The organism is Bdellovibrio sp. HCB-110 (assembly GCF_047323225.1).
In the GTDB taxonomy this organism is placed as follows: Bacteria; Bdellovibrionota; Bdellovibrionia; order Bdellovibrionales; family Bdellovibrionaceae; genus Bdellovibrio.
The window spans coordinates 3,065,277-3,086,426 of the sequence record NZ_CP178750.1; the positions used below are offsets into that span (position 1 = coordinate 3,065,277).

Sequence of the window (21,150 nt, forward strand, 5' to 3'; positions counted from 1 at the left end):
CAGCGGTGACATTAAACCACCACTCAATGTTCTCGCTTTTTGATCGAACACTTTGCTGGCTAGGAGCGTCGCGCTATCGATTTTGGACTGAAGTTTAACATTGTACATCCGCCGATGGTGCTACTAAAGTCCCCCCAATATATGAAGACTTTGAATCAATTTATTCTATCTAAGTTCGAAGCTATTAAGGTTTCCAACCCGCGCTTTTCTTTGCGAGCTTTGGCTCTTAAATCCACGATTTCTCCGGGACATCTTTCGGAAATTCTGACTGGCAAGCGGGCCTTATCTAAAAATAACTTAGAAAAACTGATTGGAGCCCTTCGTTTAACCCAGTCCGACATCGACATGGCCTACCGTTACTTTGATTCAGAAAAGCAAAGAAAAAAGGCGACTCAATCCATCGAAAGAGTTCTCAATAAATCGGAGTTTTCTGAAATCTCTACCTCCGAATTCTTTTTAACTTTGGCAGCGATGGATTTGTCTATTGACGGAATTGACCTGGTCACGATCTCTGAAAAAACGGGCATTCCTTTGGAACAGACGGAGGCCATCGTCAGCAAACTTCTTAAGCTCGGCATCGTCGATTCCAACTCCGAGGGTTTGCTTTCTAAAAGCCTTCGCAGTCTTTCTACGGAAAGCGAGATCCCCAACTTCGACATCCAACGTTTCCATAAAGACGCTTTGACGACGACCCGAGATATCTTCCCGGAAGTCCCTTTAAATAAGCGTGAGATGGTCTATATGACTATGGCCATCAACCCTAGAAATCTTCCAATGGCCAAACGAGAAATCGAAAAATGCTGGAAAAAAGTTTATACGAAGCTCGCTCAAGGAGAACGTACTGAACTTTACACATTGGGCATTCAACTTATTCCTGCGACAGTAAACAAGGACAACCCATGAAAATCTACGTACTTCTTTTGAGTTTGTTGAGCGCGGCTCCCTCGTATGCTCAATACGTCGTCAGAAACGGCGGATACACAGTTCAATGCTTGAATAGTCCTATTAAAGCCCTGGAAATTGCCGAGGCCGAAGCTCAGAATATTCAAATTCGCTACGCTCCTTCTCGTACTTATTTGGCAAAATCAAAAGATCTTATTGCACGCATCGGAATGGTGAATCCTGCAAAAGAGAAAAAGTATCTGACTTGGCTTTCTCAATGGAAAAGTCAGATCAAGTGGGTATCGGCTTTAGATCAATACGGTCCTAACGATCAGGGGCACATTGATTTGCCAGGAACAAACTGCCGTATCAGAGTTGGCGTTGTTCAAGTCAATGAAACTCGTTTCGGCGTGCAAGAGTATTGGATCAACCCCTCTGTGTGGCACCATCTGAGCGAAGATCAAAAGGCCGCGTTGGTTCTTCATGAACTCGTTTATCGCGACCTTTTGGAAGAAAATCCGGATTCAAATTCAAGTTATGTTCGTAGTGTGAATACAAAGATCCACTCTCTTGATATCACTACGGATCGAAAAGAGTTTATTGATCTTATCAAAGCCTTATAGAAGTCCTGGACACACCGATCTTAAATACGAAAAGAAGTCTTTGTCATTTCTGTATTTAAATACGATGTCGCCGTCACTCATGTATTGAAATAGATTTCTATTTTTGATCGAGCAAGTGGCGGACGACTTTTTAATGGTCGAGTTTGTGTCTCGGCTTTCCGTGGGATCTTTATTAACAGTAAATCCCGTATCCAATAAAAGTCCGCTGTAGCTTTTAATTTCCACACCACCGCGATTGTTGCGCGTGACCTCATCTGTGACCTTGATGGTCGCTCCGGAAATGCTCTTAAGCTTTGCTTGAGTGGCATCAAACGTAAACACATCCCCTGTTGCATGGGTGATCAGAAGCTCCTTGGTGTCTTCTTTCCACTGATAAGTGACGACGTTGGTGGTGCGAGGAAACATGAAGAAGTCACGCACGCCAAAATCCCCTTCACTTCCATACAGATTGAAAACCATGAACATGCCGTCCGTAGATAAAGCGTAGTCACGGTAGATGAGGTTCACATAGGCATTTTCTGGCGAGACTGAAACCACACAGATCCCAGAGCTTTCATACCAGGTTCGTTGCAAATACGTTCCCATCTTAGTTTCTTTAACTGTTGAGCATGAAGATGGTGCCGCCGCATTGGCGTTTCCGAAAAACAAAAGTAACGATGCAAGTGTCGCAAGCATTTTTTCCTCCCACTTATCAATTCAGCTTAGCGAGCCGATGTAAAGGGTCAACAAGGCCGATGATATCCTGGGCTCAGACATGTTCGTGCAATTTGCTCGAACAGTTGCTTCGTTCTCACCGAGCGCATCTTTTTTGCAATCGTTCCCTACAAGAACGAAATGGTCATAATTCTGCATTTTTTGTGTAATTGCAGATCAAAATGCCCATTTTCCATGTCAGTTCGCAATTACAATTTTGTATTTAGACCGTTCCGTGGGTTTCTTTGTAGCTTGGCGCATGTGTTGACGAGCACTTGCTCATCACGCGAACAAACAATAACCACACCGCTACGGTAAGGAGTTCTTATGAAAAAGGTATTATTCACTCTTGCAACGCTTTTGGTTTCTACGAGCGCTTACGCTGTTCACGCCAACAGCTCTTGGGAACAAATCTTCGCGGATCGCAACGCTGTTGTGACACACGGGTACGCAATCAATGGCATTAAACTTGAAAATGCCTGCATGACGGACACAGAAGTGAGAGCCATCTATCCCACTCGCGAATGTGTGGAGTTGGTACCAAGAACCGTTAACAATCCCGGTGGCGAAGGTGGCGGTCCGTACACAGAATGGGTTTGCGCACGCTATGAAACAAAAATCGTGGCGGTGCCTCGTACTTACGAACAACCGGAGTGTTTGGAACTTAGAGGCGGCGGAGAACAATCTCATGAATGCGTGGAGTTCGGAACACGTTTGGTGACTGTACCGCAAACTATCGACACTCAAGTTATCATCACCCATGGTGAAGCCGACCAAAGTTTCTGGAAAAAATTTACTTTCCCAACTTGCCCTGTAGTGTCTCCTCGCTAATAAGCAAACAAGCCCTGATTTCGGTCAGGGCTTTTTCTTTAAGGAGAAACGACGATGTTCGTAAACCACTTATTCATCAAGACAGGACGCTTCCAGTTCAGAGAAACCGCTCCGGCAGCATAGCCTCCTGAACAACGATACTTACCGTCAGTCGTAACTCCACATGAAGCGGAGACGATTTCCGAATAGAGAGTTCCGGAATCAACAATGGTATAGGCTCCGTTTCGAGTTCCGCATTTTAAAACTCCGTTTGTCGTGATGCCACAAACTTCATTGTCCCAATAACCATTTTGTGGAGCCAAAACTTTGGCATACTGAACACCCGGATCCTGAACCGTGAACACCACAGGATCTGCTGCATAATTCCAATTGTTGTCCCAGCACTTAATCTCACCACTGGTCGCTGAAATTCCACAGCCTCTTTGATAGTGACCCGAAATCTGTGTGTAAGTATCCGTGTTATCAACGACCGTTGGATTCGGAAGAGAGTTATAGTAGTTGTCCCAACAAGACAGAACTCCCGCAGGGCTCAGATAACAACCCTGAGAATCAGATCCTGTATAATCTTTGATCGCAGCACCTGAATATAGATATTCAAAAGTTCCATCGCCTTTTTTACAGCGAATTTTTTGGTCTTGAGTAAAACCACAGAACTCATAACTCCACCCGCCTGCGGAACTAAAGGCCGTGTACTTTTCCGTATCCGTCTGCACGTAAGAGCCCATGATGCCCGAAAAAACATAGCCATCCGAATTCATCACATACCAAATGTTAAAGATGTCCTTGATATTATGGTTGGCCAAATCCATCTGATCTACTGGTGTTGATCTATAAAAACCTTGAACAGTGCCGTCAAAACACTTCACCTGACCACTGGTTTGAATCGCACAAGTCGCTCCGCCAATATTGCGACGAATTTTCGCTACATTCGTGAGTCCCTGCATTTCGGTTCGCACCGTGCTGCTAGCAATGACATCCACACCTTTCCAACCGCCCCAATAATAGTCAGAGGTATTCCAGCAAAGCATTTCTCCAGTGACCGTCACACCACATGCTCGTTGATAGTTTCCGCCGGAACCTGTGGTGTAAATATGTTTGAAGTTATAATTCAGTTCAACGGAGGAGTTATCACACTTCGCACTTCCATTAGCTTTGATCGCGCATTGGCGATGGAGGCCTGTGTAGGTATTTCCGGCATCGAGTATGGTTGGAGTACATCCACCGTAACCGCAAATGAGCTTCCACTCTCCCGTGGGACTTAGACCGTAAGTGTCCCCTTGTCCCGAGCTAGAAAGATCTGAATATTGAACGCCTGCATCGACGTCCTCGAAAGCACTCGGCGGACCATATGAAACCGAAGCGCAACGAAGAAGATTTCCCGTCGTCAGACCACAAATCTTAGAATAAGACTTTACAACTTTTTTATAAGAAACCCCAGCATCGACAACTTGCATGGAACCCGAGACCTCACACTTCAGTTCGTTTGTGTCCGTGACTCCACAAAGACCGTATTCTGAGTCGAAATCCAGATAGTTGGTCGCGCCATCGACAATCGTCATCGCCTGGTCTAAACCATTATTGCACTTGATTTTCTTTGTTGTCGTGAGTCCACAGAAAGACTGGTTATCGCCATTTCCCTGCTGACTGTCTTCCAATTTTGTATACTTCACACCACCGTCAACCTCTGCCGGCATCGAACCAAACTGTGCTCCCGCGCAGAAAAGACTGCCATCCATCCACAAGGCGCAGGTGATTTGCGAGCCAATCACAAAGGCTTTATCAATACTTGGATTAAATCCGCCATCATCATCGCGTAAAAATAAACGCGCCTGATAGTGTTCACCCAAACTCACCATCGGACGATTCGTACCAACAAGGTTGAGCTGTATCAGACGTTCGATTTGTCCAACTCCATTGTTGAGAACCTGAAAGCTCAAGGTTTTTGCCGTCTCGTTGGGAGCAAAAGTCACGGAGCCCGCAGGATTTAAATCCGCATCGAGCATATAAACATAATCGCCCGAAACATAGTAGTTAACACTGACAGCATAAGGTTTTGCTTCGGAAAGTTTTAGAGTAAAAGATTTTGCTCCGACCGTTTCACTCACTCGCTCTTCAAACTCTTCGACGGTAACGAGTGCTGCGCTATCCGCACCAGCAGAACAGCTAGAAAACGATGCGGAACCCGAAAGAACTCCGTTAGAACAAAGACGTGACTCTGAAACACTTGCACAAGTGTCTCCTGCCAAAACCGTCGCACTCGTATAAGCCACGACACTTTGTCCATCAGGAATTATTTGACTGTCGAAGGTGCAAGACAATTTTTTTGTCAATTTTACAGAGGTGCTCGCGTCTTTGACACCCTCTTTGCTAACCCCTACCAATTGAACTGTGATGGTCTGCCCCGAGAGGGCGGAAAGGTCTAAATTGATACTCCAGGCGTTGTCTATACATGGTGTATTCACGCTAAAAGAGTCCGTAGATATGACGATCTCTGAGATGTCTTTACATATTCCCTGCATTAAAAAAGAGTTCTGGTTGGTGTCGTTAATGACTCCCGAGTTATCGACTTTTTGCACAGCTAAGGTCGCGCCTTTTTCAGACATCAACGTCGCTTCTATTCCACAACCCAGAAGCGCAAAGACCATATACATCAAGGTGATTTTAAGAAGTTGATTACAAAACACGTCCCCTCCAACTCTTCCTTACATATCTTTTCGGAGTAAAGTTTTCGCAAGGCGAGGGATTTAAAATCAATTCTGTATCATACAGCCAGAAACGGATGACTAAACTTTCGCCACTTCTGCTGTTTCAAGACCTTTTAAACACTAAATCCCCGGATTTTACGACTGACTGTCTGGATTCTGGTATAATGCGTCCACCAAAAAAAGGAACACTATTTATGAACGTTCACGCAAAAGAGTTTCCTGCTTCGATGAAAGAACTTTTGCATCAAGAGCTTGGAAGACGCTGCAAAACAAATCCTCGCTATTCCCTCAGAGCATTTGCGCGGGCTCTCAATATCAATCCCTCTCATCTTTCTAAAATTCTGAACGGTCAAATCTCCATCAGTGAAGAAAAATTTGAACACTTTGCAGGTGTCTTAAGTCTTCCACAACAAACTGTTGAATATCTGCGCCGCAAAGAAACCCTTATCCGCGAAATCAGCGCCCGCGACGAATGGATGAAGAGAGTTGAAAAACAGGTGGACCTTCTAAATCTGTCTTTAGATCAATTCCACGTGATGTCGGACTGGTATCACTATGCCATTCTTGAACTCACACGGACGAAAGATTTTAAACCAAATGTTACATGGATTCAGCAACAGTTGGAAATTTCCGAGGAACAAACGGAAGCGGCCATCGAGCGCCTGTTTCGCCTGAATCTCTTGATAAAAAATGAACAGGGCCAATGGATCGACAACAGTGAACATGCAACGAACGGGACACCGGAGTTCACTGCCCAGGCCCTTCGCCATTTGCAAAAACAGATTCTGCAACTTGCCGTGAATGCTCTTGAAACAGTTCCTGTAGAAGAACGTCTTCAATCGTCCATGACAATGGCAGTCAGCCGCGACCAAATTGCCAAGGCCAAACAAAACATCGTCACATTTCAACGCGCCTTTGCGACTCTTTTACAGGAAGAATCCAGCTCTAAGGACGCCGTCTATCAGTTGTCGGTTTCTTTTTTCCCACTTACAAAAAATAATGAGGAAGCAAAATGAAGTATTTTTTGACTCTGCTTTCACTATTTCTGATCTTTTCGCTCTCAGCCCATGGGGGGCCTGCGTACTTTCCTGAAAAAGTTCATTTAGATTTTTCTAAAAAAAGGTTCGATAAGAAGGCCGGCGAAGCCAAGCCTCCTATTGATACGTGGAAAGAAGGTTTCGGCGGTGACTCCACAGAGTTTGACGTCGTCAATCTTCTGACGCTGACTCGTCTCACCCTTATCCAGTTGTCTTTGGATGAGATAAGACAATTATTTGAAACAACTCAAGCTGTAAAAATCTCTGAACAGATGATGAATTTAAATCTCGTGATCGAGTTTACTGAAGCTTCCTTATTTTTAGGCGGCACTGAGAAGATTGCGATCAACGATCCAAAATCCACGCCCAAAAAACTGCTAATTTCAAAGGGAAAGTGGAATACACAAACAGATACTCAAAAAAGACAATTAATGATTCACGAGTTCCTCAGCTTGGTCGGAGTCCCCGACTATAATTACTATTTCTCGCAGAAAGTTTGGTACTTCTTAACTGTCTATCCAACTATTCTAGAACCAGAAAAATTTGGTGTTCTCATTGAAAACAGCGTTAAGAAATGCGACCTTACGTTTTTCAAAAATATGGAACGCTGGAATTTTGACTGGAGTGATCCAACACTAACGAAAACGCCTCTTTCTTTCATCGCGGCAACGGCCAACTGCAAATACGCCATTGACTATTTGATAAAACTGCAAAGGGAAACTCAAGCGCCTCCTCAGTTCGAAGAATCTAAAAATCCTTTGGCTTTTGCTATCGCCAAACGAGCACAAGCCCTGAATGCTTTGAAATCCGACTTAGATCCCAACTACTATCTAGAGACGATTCGCTCTCTTTTGACGTGGATTTCTCCTACGGCGCGTGTTACGGCCTATGTCATTGCCAATCCCAAAGACAGTTTCTATATGAGTTCCATTGAAGTCGCCATTTATCGCGTGATTGACTCTCACATGGATGCTTCGGGAAAAACAGTTTATCTATTCGACGAACCGGTTATTAAAATGCTGCTAGATGCGATGTCGACGGAAGAAATTAGAAATTATCGCTCTTATAAAACAGGTCAGACTCTTTTGGAATACAGCCTCGACCACCAAAATCTTTACGCGGCCCAACTAATTCACTCAAGAATTAAAACTCCATAGAACAGCGCAGATACAAATTGTACCCGTTTCCCGACTGTTGCCACACTTTGTGAGGGCAACAGCTTCCCTCATGTAATAAGTTGCGCTTGAATCAGGGACAGGAGGCTCTCCAATGTCCTTGAAAGATGAAAGCTCACGGGAATCAGTTCGTCTGATTTTAGAGCTGATAATTCGTAACATCGTGCTTTCGCCCGATGAAACTTCGATTACTTTTTCAATCAAAGAACGAACGACACTTTATGAAATTGAAACCATTCAATCTGACTATGGACGTATAATCGGCTCCAGCGGTCGTATGATCACCGCTCTACGCACGATTGCTCTGAGTATGGCTAGTGTGCACGGTTTTCGCGCCATTGTGACTTTAAAGAATGAAGAGCAGTTTCATAAACGGCCCCTCACGGAAGCCGACTGAATTATTTGGACTTTTCCAAAGAAGATTCTGCTAAATTGCTTTGTTGCTGGGCTTTGACGTTACTCCACAGATGCTGGCTTACGGGCCCTGGCAACAAACGCTCTAGTTCTTGGCTTGTTTCGGGATGCATTGACGACATGTTAAAGAGAATTTCGGCTTTAACCCCTGCCAAAGATTTTCGGGTTTCAAGACTCAAGGAAGTGTCTTCCACCATCGGATTACTAACAGCGGCTTTAAGAACCTGGGCCGCAGGTCCATTGGGATCGTTTTGCAAAGCTTCAAAAAGTAAATCCAAAGCAGCATTCTGCATTTGCGTTGCCGAATCATCTATCGCAGGAGTTTGCAAAAGATCTTGAAGGGATCTTAAGACTCTTTCATTTGCGACAAGTTCTTTACGGAAGGCCTTCTCCCCTTCAGACGGAAAGATTTTAGAGTGCAGTCTTTGATACTCTTGCAATTCGGACTTATGAACAAAATTATTCCAAACCTCTGAAGAAGAAGATTCAACGACTTTCGATGTCTCATCGGCATCAACACTAGTCACATCCTGAATCATTTCATCTCGCGCATCCATTGTCGGCAATACAGGAACCCTCTTAGGAAGGGTTCCTGTCATCACCGTTGGATTTTTAATTTCATTCTTTTCAAGGCCGGGCTTGTAGTCAGAGGAAGTCATGATCATCATGACTCCTCCTACACCCAAAACTCCCAAACTGATGGCCGCTTTAAGATGCTTCATCTTAGAAAGCTCCTTGAGTCAGAGTTTTTCTGAACAATGCACGGTTCAATTCGATAGCACCCGCATTTTGGAAGTACGCTGATCCATTCAGATATCCATTGAGAACAAGGATATTGTGGTGGATGGCTGTGGACTTCACGAATACGTTGTAAACCTTACCGAAATATTTGATCGGCTTGATGGATACGATCGGATCAAGCACACCACCTACAAGGACAAGGTCATCACCAACTTTAAACTCTGCTGCCAATTTCATAAAGCCATTGGAAGCCACGATCGGATGGTTTGGAGTGACTTTCAATTCACGACCTGATTTCATTTTGAAAACCAAGATGTCGTGTTCTGTATCCACCATTTCAGATACCCATTGATCGACTTTGGTTTTTTGCACGGCTTTACTTCCCATGGATTGAGCACTTTGCAGTGATGCTACGAAGCCGTAATTATTAGTGAAAGCCTCAATGAACGAGACGTATTTCATTTTTTGGTTTGCCGCTTCTTCAGCCAAGATCAACTGCTCTGGTGTTGCGCACGATGAAACACACACTGTTGCGACGTAAGCTGTTGCAGGCATTTTACAAGCTGCATTTTTATTTTTTGGCGCAATCCAAGGTTTTTCTGGTTTGAATGCGCGGTCCATGAAGCTTGGATACAAGTGCTGACCTTTTGAATCCAACGCCACTGAAGTGGAACCTTTTCTCACTTTCAAATCTTCAAACTGCACCAAGAATTCTTTGATGACTGGAAGTTCATTTTGACACTTCACCATCCAATCATAACGACCTTGTGCATCTGTATTGCTCAAGCTGTCATGTGAACATCTGTGGGCCACGTAGTCTTTACAGTAGCTTTGCGCCACCCAAGGACCGTATTGCACATCTTGACCTTCAAACTGCACCTGGTGATCGATACAAGCGTAAGTTTTCACAGTTGTCACTTCACGAGTATTTACGATCACACCGATTTGATTTGCAGGACAAAGTTGCGAACTGTTGGCCTCTTCTGTTGTTGTTGATGACTCTTGTCTGCGAACAGCGTCCGGATTTGCATCACAAAGACGTTCTTCCACCGGATAAACACTGTCTTTACAACGGTCATTGCTGACTTGGGTTCCTTTGTCGTCAACACAGATGAAGATACGGCTTTGTTTTCCTCCGCAATCTGCAGTACAAGCTGTGAAGTTTTCAGTAGGAACATACTTGTATGTAGGGCATGAACCCGGAGTTTTAATAGAACCTTGACGAGTATTTGAAGTCACGATCTGGCCATCTGTACAAGCCTGATCTGAAACTTGCGTGAAGATATCAAAGAAACCTTCTTCACCGAAAGAACAAGTCAATGGCACTTTCACCTCACCAGTTACAACTCCTGTTTTCACAGTTCCGTGAGAACCGAAGTCTCCGCAACCGTTATGGCAAGTGAACTGATTAAAGACATCTGAACCTGAAAGAACTCCGTTGTTACAAACTCTTTCTTGGCTCACACTTGCGCACGAACCTGCAGGAGTTTGAGTCGAATAAAGAACTTTAGATCCACCATGAGGCAACACGCTTCCATCAGGCAATGTGCAAGACTGGCCTTGGCATGAACCTTCGTTCGTGACTTCTTTAGTTCTAGAAATTTCAACCCACTTCAATGTTTCGCCAATCATTTGGCATTGTTCTTTGATACGGTCTCTGTAAGAAACTTCTTTTGTTCCATTCAAACCGCATGTCAATGTTTCAGAGTACAACTCCCCTTGAGATTCTCTGGTTTGATCTTTGACTGAGCACGCAAGAGGTTCTGGAGTTGGATTTGGTGTTGGCTCTGGTTCTGGATCAACCGCCGCCTCTGTGACATTGATGTTGTGTTTCAAAGTGAAGAGAACTTGTGAGGAGTCCCCTTTATAAAGAACGGCCGTGACGACGTAAGCACCTTTAGCCGCATAAGAATGTTGAACTGTTTGACCTGAAGCTGAACTATTGTCACCGAAGTCCCAACGGATCGCCCCCACCTGATCCGCAAGACATTGAGGCATATAAACAGACAAAGTTCCGGCAGCACCGACTTTTAATTCTGAAGGACCCGAGATCGCAGCGGCAGCACTGCACACCACTTCGTCTTCTGGTTCAGAAATAACGATGGACTGAGTGAGCATTTTCTCCCCACCCGGATTTCCCACAACCACGACTTTTAATTGATATGTTCCAGCGGCTGTATAGGTGTGCTGGATAGGATCGTTACTATATTGAGATGGAGTTCCATCCCCGAAAGTCCAGTACGCTTCAAGAAGAGTGATCTGACTAGGTACACCGATATCAAAGCTAAGAGGTTTTCCTACCGTACCCACTTGCGGAGCAATTAAGACAATCTCTTCGCCCACCACGACGGTTTTAAATGAAACTTCTTGAGTTGTCGCCTCAGCCGTTGCTTTTGCGGAAACACCCGAAGCAGAGACGGAAGTGTCTTCAACTTGCGCCGTCACTATATAGGTACCGGCCTTTTTGAAAACTGACGTCACACTTGGAGCGACCTGCGTGCTTCCACCCACAGTCTTCCAAACAACCTGTTGTGAGCTGTCGCAAGAAAGCTGCTCATTCAGTTTATAACTGATAGCCTCGCCTTTTTGGCCTACGGACTCACCTTGAATTTGCAAAGAATCCGAACTGATTTTTTGAGAACCCGGTTTGCAGCTGACTGCTGAAGTCGAATTAGAAAGTTCTACATCAGCACTTGTCTCCGGAGCTTTTTGACAACCGGCTGACAGTGCACATAACCCTAATGCGACTAACAGAATCCTTGTGTTCATGGGCGACTCCTGTGTGGTAATTAATACTAGGATTGCAAATATCTCCGCAGAGTCTCAACTTTTTTGGCCGCATTGGATCATCATGACCTACGCACCTCTCTAAAGATTTGACGCTTTCAAAGACTCTCAAAATATGTTTATTTTTTTGTCTAAAGTTTATTCATCTCCGAGCGTGATTTGAAGTCCTGGCACAGCGTTTGAGATTCCGCTCTCTTTTTTAAAAAAATCAGTCAAATTCGCAAAATCCTTGTCACAAAGAGGGCTTTTGCCTCTTATTAGAGGCAGTCACGGCAGAGGAGCCTTTTCATGTTAGATCGAATCATACGTTTTTCTCTCACACATCGCCTTTTTGTTATCGCTCTGGGCGTTCTGATCACCGCCTATGGACTCTTCACCGTGAGTCAAATGCCAGTAGATGTCTTCCCCGATTTAAATCGTCCCACGGTCAATATCATGACCGAAGCGCCAGGGATGGCTCCGGAAGAAGTGGAAACACTCGTTACCCTTCCCCTAGAAACCGTCTTAAACGGCCTTCCGGGGGTTGAAAGAGTTCGCTCCACTACCGGTATTGGTCTTTCCGTAATTTATGTCGAGTTTGGATGGGATACCGATATTTACAGAAATCGTCAGCTCGTTGCAGAGAAACTGCAGTTAGCCAAAGAAAAACTTCCTCAAGGTGTGACTCCGGTGATGGGACCCATTGCTTCCATTATGGGAGAAATTCAACTCATCGGTCTTTCCTCGGCGGATGGCAAAGTCAGCCCTTTGGATCTTCGCACTTATGCAGATTGGACGATTCGCCCCCGACTGTTGGCAATCCCTGGCGTGGCGCAAGTGATCTCCATCGGGGGAGGCGTGAAACAGTATCAGATTCTTCTTTCTGCTGAAAAAATTCAAAAAGCTCAACTCCCTCTTGAGGATATTGAAAAAGCTCTTTCTAAAATCAGCCTTAACACCACAGGCGGTTACATTGACATCGATAAAAAAGAATTCCTTATCCGCAACATCGGAACGATTCGTTCAGAGGAAGATATTGAAAACACCGTTGTCGGACTGCATTTAGGAAAGCCCGTCTTCGTTAAAGACATCGCCGAAGTAAAACTTGGCGCCCAAATCAAACGCGGCGATGGCAGCGTTAACGGACAACCCGCGGTTATTTTAAGCATTCAAAAACAACCCGGTGCCAACACGATTGAACTGACCAAAACGGTGGACTTGGCTCTTCAAGACCTTGAAAAAGCTCTTCCTCCGGGAGCGACTCTGACCAAAGATCTTTTTAAGCAGTCTCATTTTATTGAAGCGGCCACGGATAACGTGAAAGAGGCTTTGCGCGACGGAACTATTCTCGTTTTCATCGTCTTATTCCTGTTCTTACTAAATGTCCGTACAACCGCCATTACTTTGACGGCGATTCCATTGTCATTACTCGTCACCGCTATCGTATTTCACTACTTCGGTCTTTCCGTCAACACGATGACGCTGGGTGGATTGGCCGTTGCCATCGGTGAACTTGTCGATGATGCCATTGTCGATGTGGAAAATGTTTTCCGTCGTCTTAGAGAAAATAAAAATCTCAAAAACCCACTGCCTGTCTTGCAGGTGGTTTATAATGCGTCCTCAGAAGTTCGTAACTCCATCGTTTTTGCGACGATCATTGTGGTTCTGGTTTTCCTTCCGCTTTTCTACATGAGCGGCATCGAGGGGCGTCTTTTTATTCCACTTGGGGTCGCTTACATTATTTCCCTGATCGCTTCTCTTTTCGTGTCTCTCACGATCACCCCCGTCTTGTGCTCTCTGCTTTTGACGAAAGATAAACTGATCGAACATGAGGATGGAAAACTCGTTAAAACTCTTAAAACGTGGGACCGCAAAATCCTGATGAAATCGCTGGATCACCACAAGACCGTAATCTGCGGCGCTTTGATTTTATTTGCGGCATCTCTGGTTTTAATCCCATTTATGGGCCGTGACTTTTTGCCAAAGTTCAACGAAGGCACGGCGACGATCAGTGCTCTGGCACAACCGGGGATTTCTTTGGAAGAATCCAATAAACTGGGACTAGAGATCGAAAAGATTTTACTCTCTGTTCCCGAAATTAAATCCGTGGCCCGTCGTACAGGACGTGCGGAACTCGATGAGCACGCGGAAGGTGTTCATTCTTCTGAAATCGACGTGGACTTTAAAGAGTCGGGTCGTCCCCGCGAAATTGTTCTGCAAGACATGCGCGAAAAATTGAAACAGGTTCCTGGGGTTTATATCAATATCGGCCAGCCGATTTCCCATCGTCTGGATCATCTTCTTTCGGGTGTTCGAGCGCAAATCGCTGTGAAAGTTTTTGGTAGTGATCTCAATATTCTTCGCGCCAAAGCGGCAGAGATCTATAAAGCCCTGGACGGAACTCCGGGCCTTGTGGACTTGCAGGTGGAACAACAAGTTCTGATTCCTCAGGTGAAGATTCAACTTTTGAGAGAAGAAGCCGGAAAATATGGCATCGTCTTGGGAGATCTTTCTGAAACTTTGGAAAAAGCTCTCAACGGCGAAGTCATCAGCCAGATTTTAGAGCAGCAAAGAACATTTAACGTGTACATGCGATTTGATGACCACTCGCGAGCCAACCTGGATCTGATTAAAAAAACGACGTTAAAGATCATGCCCGATGGCACAAAAATCACGCTGGAGAAAATCGCTGACGTCTACGAGTCCCAGGGACCGAATCAAGTCAGCCGGGAAAACGCGCAAAGACGCATTGTTGTTTCCGCCAACTCTTCCGGTCGAGATCTGGATGGCTTGGTGTTAGAAATTCAAAAGCGCATCCAAGACAATGTGCAAGTTCCCGAAGGATACTTCGTCCAATACGGCGGTCAATTTGAAAGCCAACGCTCAGCAAGCCGTTTGATTCTTTTGTTAGGCATTCTGTCTTTAATTGCGATCTTTGTCGTTTTATACGCGCACTTTAAATCTTCATTTATTGCTGTGCAAATCATGCTGAATATCCCGATGGCCCTGATCGGAAGCTTGGTGGCGATCTTCTTGACGGACCGCTCTTTCTCAATTGCGACAATGGTGGCCTTTATCACTCTTTGCGGTATCGCAAGCCGTAACGGAATTATGATGATCTCCCACTATCTGCATTTGATGAAATACGAAGGCGAGCAATTCAGCAAAGACATGGTGATTCGCGGCTCCTTGGAAAGACTCGTTCCTGTTTTGATGACAGCACTCACAGCTATCTTAGGTCTTTTGCCTCTGGTTTTAGCCAAAGGAGATCCAGGAAAAGAAATCCTGCATCCGGTGGCGGTCGTGATCGTGGGCGGTCTTATCAGCTCCACACTTCTGGACATGTTTGTAACTCCAACGGTATTCTATCATTTTGGTAGGAAGTCTGCGGAACAGAATATAAAAGCTAAAGAAATTGAACTACAACCAACACAGCATTAGGAGACTTATGAAAAACGTATTACTTGCTCTTAGCACCGTCCTTTTTCTTCAACCCGCTTTCGCCCACGAAGGCCATGAAACTCCAGGAGTGATCAAAGCTCTTCACGGCGGTACGGCCCTTTCTGGAAAAGAAATCAATTTGGAATACATGGTTTCAGGCACTGAGCTTAAAATTTATCCTGTTTCCCACGAAGGCAAAGATCTTCCAGCGGCGCAAGTTAAAGTCTCTGCGACGGCGAAAGCTCCTAAAGGAAAAGCCGAAGCGCTTAAGCTTGAAAACAAAGACGGTGCTTTTGTGACTCAAGTGGATTTCAAAAATGCTTACCGTCTTGAAGTGAATGTAATTACAGAAAGTGCCGGCAAAAAAGACACTTTCAAATTTCAAGTTGAAAAATAGTACACAGGAATATCTATGAAAACTGGCTCTCTTTTGATGATTTTATTATTGAGTTTCAATGCCCATGCTCTGAAGGGGCTTGCTCCTTTAGAACAAAAGTTGGCCGAACAAAACCAAGGCCTTCAGGCTTTGAAAAATGAAATAACATCCAAAGAGAGACAGCGGAAATCCTCTTACTCCGCCTACTACCCGACATTGGAGGCCGTGAGCGGCTGGGGCGAAAACCGACTTGATGATCCCAATGAAAATGACAAAGGCTACTTTGGCTATGCCGACGGGAAATTAAATCTCTTTAAAGGTTTTAAAGACGTTTCCGTTTCTAATAAAAAAGAAGTCGAAGTTCAAATCGCCAAAATCGAACACGAAAAAAAGCGCCGCGAACTGCGCCATCAACTGACGGAAGTCGCCAGTGAGATGATTTACTTGCACCGCCTGCAAGAAATTCTCTTAAAAGAAGAAGAGATCACTAAAGAACAAAAGAAAATGGCCGCAAAAAAAGTATCGTCGGGTTTAACAAGCTCTGTCGACAACCTGGAGTTTGATCTTCGCGAGGAAGAATTGCGAATTCAAAAAAGACAGATTGATCAGCTTCACTTAGAAGCCCACAACAAATTGATCCAACTTTTTGGCAATGATGTGAATGATGCTGAACTCGACAAAGTGGCTTACGAAGATTTCGCGACACTTTCTGAAGTCTCTAATCAATCTTTTGAAAATAATCCGGATGTGCAAAAAGCCCAACTCCTCAGTCAATTGAGCGAGATGGAGAAAAAAGAAGTGCGCTCTGAATTTCTTCCGTCATTGGATTTTGTCTACAGTTTCGGACGTATTACACCGACAGAAGAGTCCCAATGGGACTTTAACGAGTCTCAGTACGCACTGAAGCTGAGCATTCCCTTATTCAGTGGCTTTGATACTTATCAAAAAAATAAAGCCGCTGGGGCCGACGTTTTGGCTAAAAAGTCTCAGGCTCAGCAAGTCTCTTTCGACTCTGCCAGTACGGTTAAAATTCTCAAGGATAAAATAAAAGAACTTAGTGATCTTTATAAAATCAATGAGCGAAAACTTGAGACTTCGAAAAAGTATTTTGACATGACCGTGAGCGAATACAAAAGAGGCATTAAAAACTCCCCAGACTTAGTGGGTGCGACAGAGAGATGGTTCTCTTCACAAAAAAGAAAGTATGAAATACTAAAGGAACTTGAGCTTTCCAAAGTTAAATTAGAGAACCTCTATTAAAGAAAATCGACACATAGATTCATTTTTTTCTCTGCATTAGCTCCTTGCCATGATAAACGAATTATTATTGAAAAATATCGCAGCAAGGAGAGCATTTGCAAAAACAATCCGTTATCAGACTTGTTATCGCCTGGGTGTCTGTTCTTTGTTTCTTCATATTTGGTTCTGGCTGGCTCAGTGAACTTGGTTCACCGATTCTATTGACGGGTCTATTTCTTTGGCTCTTTATTGTTATTCTATGGTCTGCCTTTGGTGTCGTTCATGAAGCTGAAGAACTGGCGGCCCTCTTAGGCGAACCGTTCGGAACTCTGATCCTCACTCTCTCTATTGTCATCATTGAAGTAGCTCTGGTCGCAGCCGTTATGCTTGGGGCAAAAGAAGCGCCAACACTAGGTCGAGACACCATGTTCGCAGTCCTTATGATTGTTTTAAATGGCGTTGTCGGCCTGGGACTTTTGATTGGCGGTTTTAAATATCGTGAGCAGTCTTACAATCTTCAAGGATCTGCTTCCTATCTTGCCATCCTGATTCCTTTGACATCGATTGCCTTGATCCTACCCAATTTTACAACTTCTACTTCGGGAGGAACTTTAACTCCGCTGCAAGCCACGGCATTTTCTATTTTCACCATTGTTTTGTACGGCATTTTTCTGATCACACAGACAGGCCGTCATCGTGCTTTCTACGTTCATCCTGATGCTCTTGAAGCAACAAAGGCCGATCACTCCCATGAAGATCCACAGTCCGTTAGCAAACATACGGTGTTCCTGCACACACTTCTATTGCTCGCAAATATCTTACCTATTGTTTTTCTTTCAAAGAGCCTCGCAAAAGTTTTGGATCACGGCATTGGATACTTGGGACTGCCGCCAGCTCTGGGCGGGGTTGTCGTTGCCGCCATGGTCTTCACATCTGAAGGCATCAGCGCTCTGAAAGCTGTGGCTCGCAATGATTTACAACGTGCTATCAACTTGTGCTTAGGTGCTGCCGCTTCCACCGTCGGCTTGACTGTGCCTGCGGTTCTTATGATTGGACTTATCACGGGTCAGACAGTCGTATTGGGCCTTAAGCCAACAGAGATGACATTGCTTGCGCTCACGTTACTTTTAAGTACGCTGACATTTTCCAATAAACGTACTACGCTGCTGGAAGGAGCCGTTCATCTGACAGTGTTTTTGGTCTACATCGTTTTGGTTTTTAATCCTTAGACCACCATAAAAAATATCAGCCACCCAACTGCCAAGGAAAGGACGAGTTTGAGTGAATAGCTCACAACTCGTCTTCTAAGTCCTTCATTGGCGAAAACAATGATAAGAGTCATCTTAGCCAAATACGAAGCCAAAATTCCAAGGGCTAATAAATGTCCTAGACTTTTCACACTTAGAACATCGGACTCATGGAGTTGAACATTTCCAATAATGGATCCATGCAATTCAAATAAACAGACAAAGAAAGTCAGTAAGTAAAGACCATATGGACCGAGAACTCTTTGCAGCACTTTGGACAAGATTAAAAAAATCGCCACAAATAGACTTAATGTCAAAAGAGAAGTCACACCCAATGTCGGAATAGGATCTTCGTCAAAAACCACATGACTCAAAGTTTTAGCTCTGTGCACTATCAAGAAAAGAGTCATCAAAATTGGAGCTCCAAAAATATACAGCAAAACCCAATGCTTTTCAGTGAGTCCAAGAAACACCAATAGAAGAGCTTCCAAAGCCATCCCTAATAAAGCGCTCAAATAAGACAGACTGAGCAGACGAACTTCATCTTCGCTTGCTTCATGACTCTGCTTAGCCAAAGAAGCCGTAAATGCCGTGCTGGAAATAAGACCTCCGACAAATCCCAAAGCAATCCCGCCAAATCGTTTACTAAAGATCCGCATTACTAAAGCGCTTAAAACTTGTATCAACGACAAAAATAAAATGAGTTGAAGAATCTTATAAGGATTAACCAGCCCCCAAGGATCCACAGATTGTCGCGGAACCCATACAAGAACCAGAGCGATGGCCACGACGAGAACGCCAAAATACTTTAAAGATTTTGAGATCGGAGCTGCTACTTCCATTTTCTTGACCCACGTCCCTAGTTCAATTTAACCACGAAGACCATCCTATTTTAGCCATTTTTGCTCTGCAATTCCACAATCCACCCCCGGGGTCTATTGTCATAGCTGTGTCAAAGAAAAATAATGGAAGCTATTTCTAGCGAGGTCCAAATGAAAATCTCCTTTTTGGGTGGTGTCGGCACCGTAACTGGATCTAAGTTTTTAGTCTCAAATGATTCGGAACAACTCCTCGTCGACTGCGGGCTATTTCAGGGTCTTAAACAACTGCGACTTCAAAATTGGGATGAGTTTCCCGTAAACCCAAAAAAAATTAAGGCCGTTTTGTTAACTCATGCTCACTTAGATCACTGTGGTTATCTTCCTCTTCTGGTAAAGCAAGGATTTCAAGGACCTATATACTGTACAGCCCCAACTCAAGAGCTTGCTAAAATTATTCTGATGGATTCTGCAGAAATCCAGATGGAAGACGCCGTCTATGCCAATAGGAAAGGCTTCTCAAAACACCACCCCGCAGTTCCATTGTATGACATCGACGACGTACAAAGAACATTGGCATTCTTCAAATCCGTTAAAATGAATCAGATTATTAATACGGAGTCGTTTCATTTTGAATTTAAATCCAGCGGTCACATTTTGGGAGCCACTTCCGTTTATCTTTCCGACGCAACAACAACAGTTCTATTTTCCGGAGACCTGGGCCGATACCATGATCCTTTAATGTTTCCTCCAGACAATCCAAAATCCTGCGATCACGTCGTGATGGAGTCCACCTACGGAGACCGTCAACACGATAAGTTGTCATCCATGGAACAATTGGGTCATCTCATTAACAAAGCTTGGAAAGCAAAAAGCGTTCTCTTAATCCCCGCCTTTGCCGTCGGAAGATCACAAAACTTAATCTATGAAATCATTCAGCTGAAAAGACGGGCGCAAATTCCTTCCGATATGCCCATCTATTTTAATTCCCCTATGGGTTCTGAGGTCTCTGATCTCTATAAGAAATATCATGACTTTCAAAAACTCGATCCCGGAGAATTCGAAAACTACACTTCTCAGATTCGTTTCGTTAGGACCGCCGATGAATCCAGGGCTCTGAATGAAAGAAAAGGCCCCATGGTTATCATCGCTTCTAGTGGTATGCTCACTGGCGGTCGCATCCTCCATCATTTAAAAGCTTTTGCCGGGGATCCTAGAAATATTATCTTGCTTGCGGGATTTCAGGCGATGGGTACCCGCGGCTGGACGCTGGCTTCCGGGCAAAATAAAGTGAAAGTTCACGGAAGCTACATTGATATTTTCGCTGAAGTCGTCACCTCGGATTCTTTTTCAGCCCATGCGGATCAAACCGAACTTCTACGCTGGCTTTCAGGCATTCCTGCTAAGCCACGCTCTGTCTTTCTGGTTCATGGGGAACCCAGCGCTTCTGACGAACTGAGAAAGAAGATAGAAGACAAACTTGGAATGAAAGTCATCATCCCGAATCCTGTGACCCCTTATGACCTTCGAAAATAACCTCGACTTCTGCACTGACCAAGCGTTTGTATATGCGGATGCGATCATAGATTGGATACCAGTCAAAAAGTAGAAGCTCGAGAGGTTTCCACATCGAAACCCAACCAAAAATTACAACCCCTTCCCGCAAAGTGGTACTGACAATCTCAGATTCGATCTGCTTGATAAGCTGAGCCAACCCCAAACACACGGCCAGAATAAATAAACCAATAAACAAAAAAAGCTGGGCGGCTCTGATATTTTTAGAAAACTGTCCCTGCTTGATCTGAATTTGATAGAGAAAGTATTCATGAATAGCATCCCGAATCACTTGTTCAGTTACATCGCCACGCGGTCGCGCAATGTCAATTTGGATTTTAAAAGGACGATGAACAGACAGTTCGTCGAGATATGCCTCAAGGTAGTGTGTGAAGTTTTCATCCAAATCCCTCTCACGAAAAGGCGCCGGGTCCCGAAAATCAAAAAGCTGCTGGATGTCGTTGACACGAATTTCAATGATCTGCACACCACCGACTACTTTATATCTCTCAGTGGTCACTAACGACCTCCTTTTCGATGAACGATCTCGATACTATCACCACCATTTTTAGCCATCAAAGAGATTCCATATTGAATCATTCACGCCG

At 44.4% G+C, this 21,150-nt stretch carries 17 protein-coding genes; 11 read left to right on the top strand and 6 right to left on the bottom strand.

Annotation, left to right across the window (positions count from 1 at the left end):
- Positions 1 to 141: 141 nt before the first annotated feature.
- Both ACL934_RS14550 and ACL934_RS14555 read left to right on the top strand, forming a co-directional pair.
- Positions 142 to 903 carry a TIGR02147 family protein gene (locus ACL934_RS14550; protein WP_374074620.1) on the top strand — a complete coding sequence of 254 codons (762 nt, stop codon included), beginning with the start codon at positions 142 to 144 and terminating at the stop codon, positions 901 to 903.
- A complete protein-coding gene (locus ACL934_RS14555; RefSeq protein WP_374074621.1) occupies positions 900 to 1,505 on the top strand; it encodes a hypothetical protein in 606 nt (201 codons plus the stop codon). Before ACL934_RS14550 ends, ACL934_RS14555 begins: the two co-directional genes overlap by 4 nt.
- Here ACL934_RS14555 and ACL934_RS14560 read toward each other — a convergent pair.
- Complete coding sequence (locus ACL934_RS14560; protein ID WP_374074622.1) at positions 1,500 to 2,180, bottom strand: hypothetical protein; 681 nt, start codon at positions 2,178 to 2,180, stop codon at positions 1,500 to 1,502. The genes ACL934_RS14555 and ACL934_RS14560 overlap by 6 nt on opposite strands.
- A 345-nt stretch (positions 2,181 to 2,525) precedes the next feature.
- Between ACL934_RS14560 and ACL934_RS14565 the strand changes: the two genes are divergently transcribed.
- A complete protein-coding gene (locus tag ACL934_RS14565; protein ID WP_374074624.1) occupies positions 2,526 to 3,029 on the top strand; it encodes a hypothetical protein in 504 nt (167 codons plus the stop codon).
- 38 nt (positions 3,030 to 3,067) lie between these two features.
- Here ACL934_RS14565 and ACL934_RS14570 read toward each other — a convergent pair whose 3' ends face one another.
- Positions 3,068 to 5,713: a hypothetical protein gene (locus ACL934_RS14570; RefSeq protein WP_374074626.1), complete on the bottom strand. Its 2,646-nt coding sequence runs from the start codon at positions 5,711 to 5,713 to the stop codon at positions 3,068 to 3,070.
- Between the two features lie 215 nt (positions 5,714 to 5,928).
- On the opposite strand from ACL934_RS14570, the gene ACL934_RS14575 reads away from it, so the two are divergent.
- The 3 genes from ACL934_RS14575 to ACL934_RS14585 all read left to right on the top strand — a co-directional run bounded on the left by ACL934_RS14575 (position 5,929) and on the right by ACL934_RS14585 (position 8,343).
- On the top strand, positions 5,929 to 6,750 hold the full coding sequence (locus ACL934_RS14575; protein WP_374074629.1) for a TIGR02147 family protein: 822 nt from the start codon (positions 5,929 to 5,931) through the stop codon (positions 6,748 to 6,750).
- Positions 6,747 to 7,928, top strand: coding sequence for a hypothetical protein (locus tag ACL934_RS14580; RefSeq protein WP_374074631.1), 1,182 nt, complete (start codon positions 6,747 to 6,749; stop codon positions 7,926 to 7,928). Before ACL934_RS14575 ends, ACL934_RS14580 begins: the two co-directional genes overlap by 4 nt.
- 112 nt (positions 7,929 to 8,040) lie before the next feature.
- Positions 8,041 to 8,343 carry a KH domain-containing protein gene (locus ACL934_RS14585; protein ID WP_374074632.1) on the top strand — a complete coding sequence of 101 codons (303 nt, stop codon included), beginning with the start codon at positions 8,041 to 8,043 and terminating at the stop codon, positions 8,341 to 8,343.
- Between the two features lies 1 nt (position 8,344).
- Here ACL934_RS14585 and ACL934_RS14590 read toward each other — a convergent pair whose 3' ends face one another.
- The gene (locus ACL934_RS14590; protein WP_374074634.1) at positions 8,345 to 9,082 is read right to left on the bottom strand and encodes a hypothetical protein; all 738 of its coding nucleotides are present in this window, start codon (positions 9,080 to 9,082) and stop codon (positions 8,345 to 8,347) included.
- A gap of 1 nt (position 9,083) precedes the next feature.
- Positions 9,084 to 11,870 carry a Hint domain-containing protein gene (locus ACL934_RS14595; protein ID WP_374074636.1) on the bottom strand — a complete coding sequence of 929 codons (2,787 nt, stop codon included), beginning with the start codon at positions 11,868 to 11,870 and terminating at the stop codon, positions 9,084 to 9,086.
- Between the two features lie 306 nt (positions 11,871 to 12,176).
- Between ACL934_RS14595 and ACL934_RS14600 the strand changes: the two genes are divergently transcribed.
- The 4 genes from ACL934_RS14600 to ACL934_RS14615 all read left to right on the top strand — a co-directional run bounded on the left by ACL934_RS14600 (position 12,177) and on the right by ACL934_RS14615 (position 18,152).
- Positions 12,177 to 15,308, top strand: a complete 3,132-nt coding sequence (locus ACL934_RS14600) for an efflux RND transporter permease subunit (protein WP_374074638.1) — start codon at positions 12,177 to 12,179, stop codon at positions 15,306 to 15,308.
- Between the two features lie 7 nt (positions 15,309 to 15,315).
- On the top strand, positions 15,316 to 15,705 hold the full coding sequence (locus tag ACL934_RS14605) for a hypothetical protein (RefSeq protein WP_374074640.1): 390 nt from the start codon (positions 15,316 to 15,318) through the stop codon (positions 15,703 to 15,705).
- 15 nt (positions 15,706 to 15,720) lie between these two features.
- A complete protein-coding gene (locus ACL934_RS14610) occupies positions 15,721 to 16,944 on the top strand; it encodes a TolC family protein (RefSeq protein ID WP_374074642.1) in 1,224 nt (407 codons plus the stop codon).
- A 95-nt stretch (positions 16,945 to 17,039) separates the two neighbouring features.
- Positions 17,040 to 18,152, top strand: a complete 1,113-nt coding sequence (locus ACL934_RS14615) for a calcium:proton antiporter (protein WP_374074644.1) — start codon at positions 17,040 to 17,042, stop codon at positions 18,150 to 18,152.
- On the opposite strand, the gene ACL934_RS14620 is transcribed toward ACL934_RS14615, so the two are convergent.
- Positions 18,149 to 19,012, bottom strand: a complete 864-nt coding sequence (locus ACL934_RS14620; RefSeq protein ID WP_374074645.1) for a DUF4010 domain-containing protein — start codon at positions 19,010 to 19,012, stop codon at positions 18,149 to 18,151. The two genes, ACL934_RS14615 and ACL934_RS14620, sit on opposite strands and share 4 nt — an antisense overlap.
- Before the next feature lie 150 nt (positions 19,013 to 19,162).
- On the opposite strand from ACL934_RS14620, the gene ACL934_RS14625 reads away from it, so the two are divergent.
- The gene (locus ACL934_RS14625) at positions 19,163 to 20,524 is read left to right on the top strand and encodes an MBL fold metallo-hydrolase RNA specificity domain-containing protein (protein ID WP_374074648.1); all 1,362 of its coding nucleotides are present in this window, start codon (positions 19,163 to 19,165) and stop codon (positions 20,522 to 20,524) included.
- Here ACL934_RS14625 and ACL934_RS14630 read toward each other — a convergent pair.
- On the bottom strand, positions 20,484 to 21,062 hold the full coding sequence (locus ACL934_RS14630; protein WP_374074650.1) for a hypothetical protein: 579 nt from the start codon (positions 21,060 to 21,062) through the stop codon (positions 20,484 to 20,486). The genes ACL934_RS14625 and ACL934_RS14630 overlap by 41 nt on opposite strands.
- Between the last annotated feature and the right edge of the window lie 88 nt (positions 21,063 to 21,150).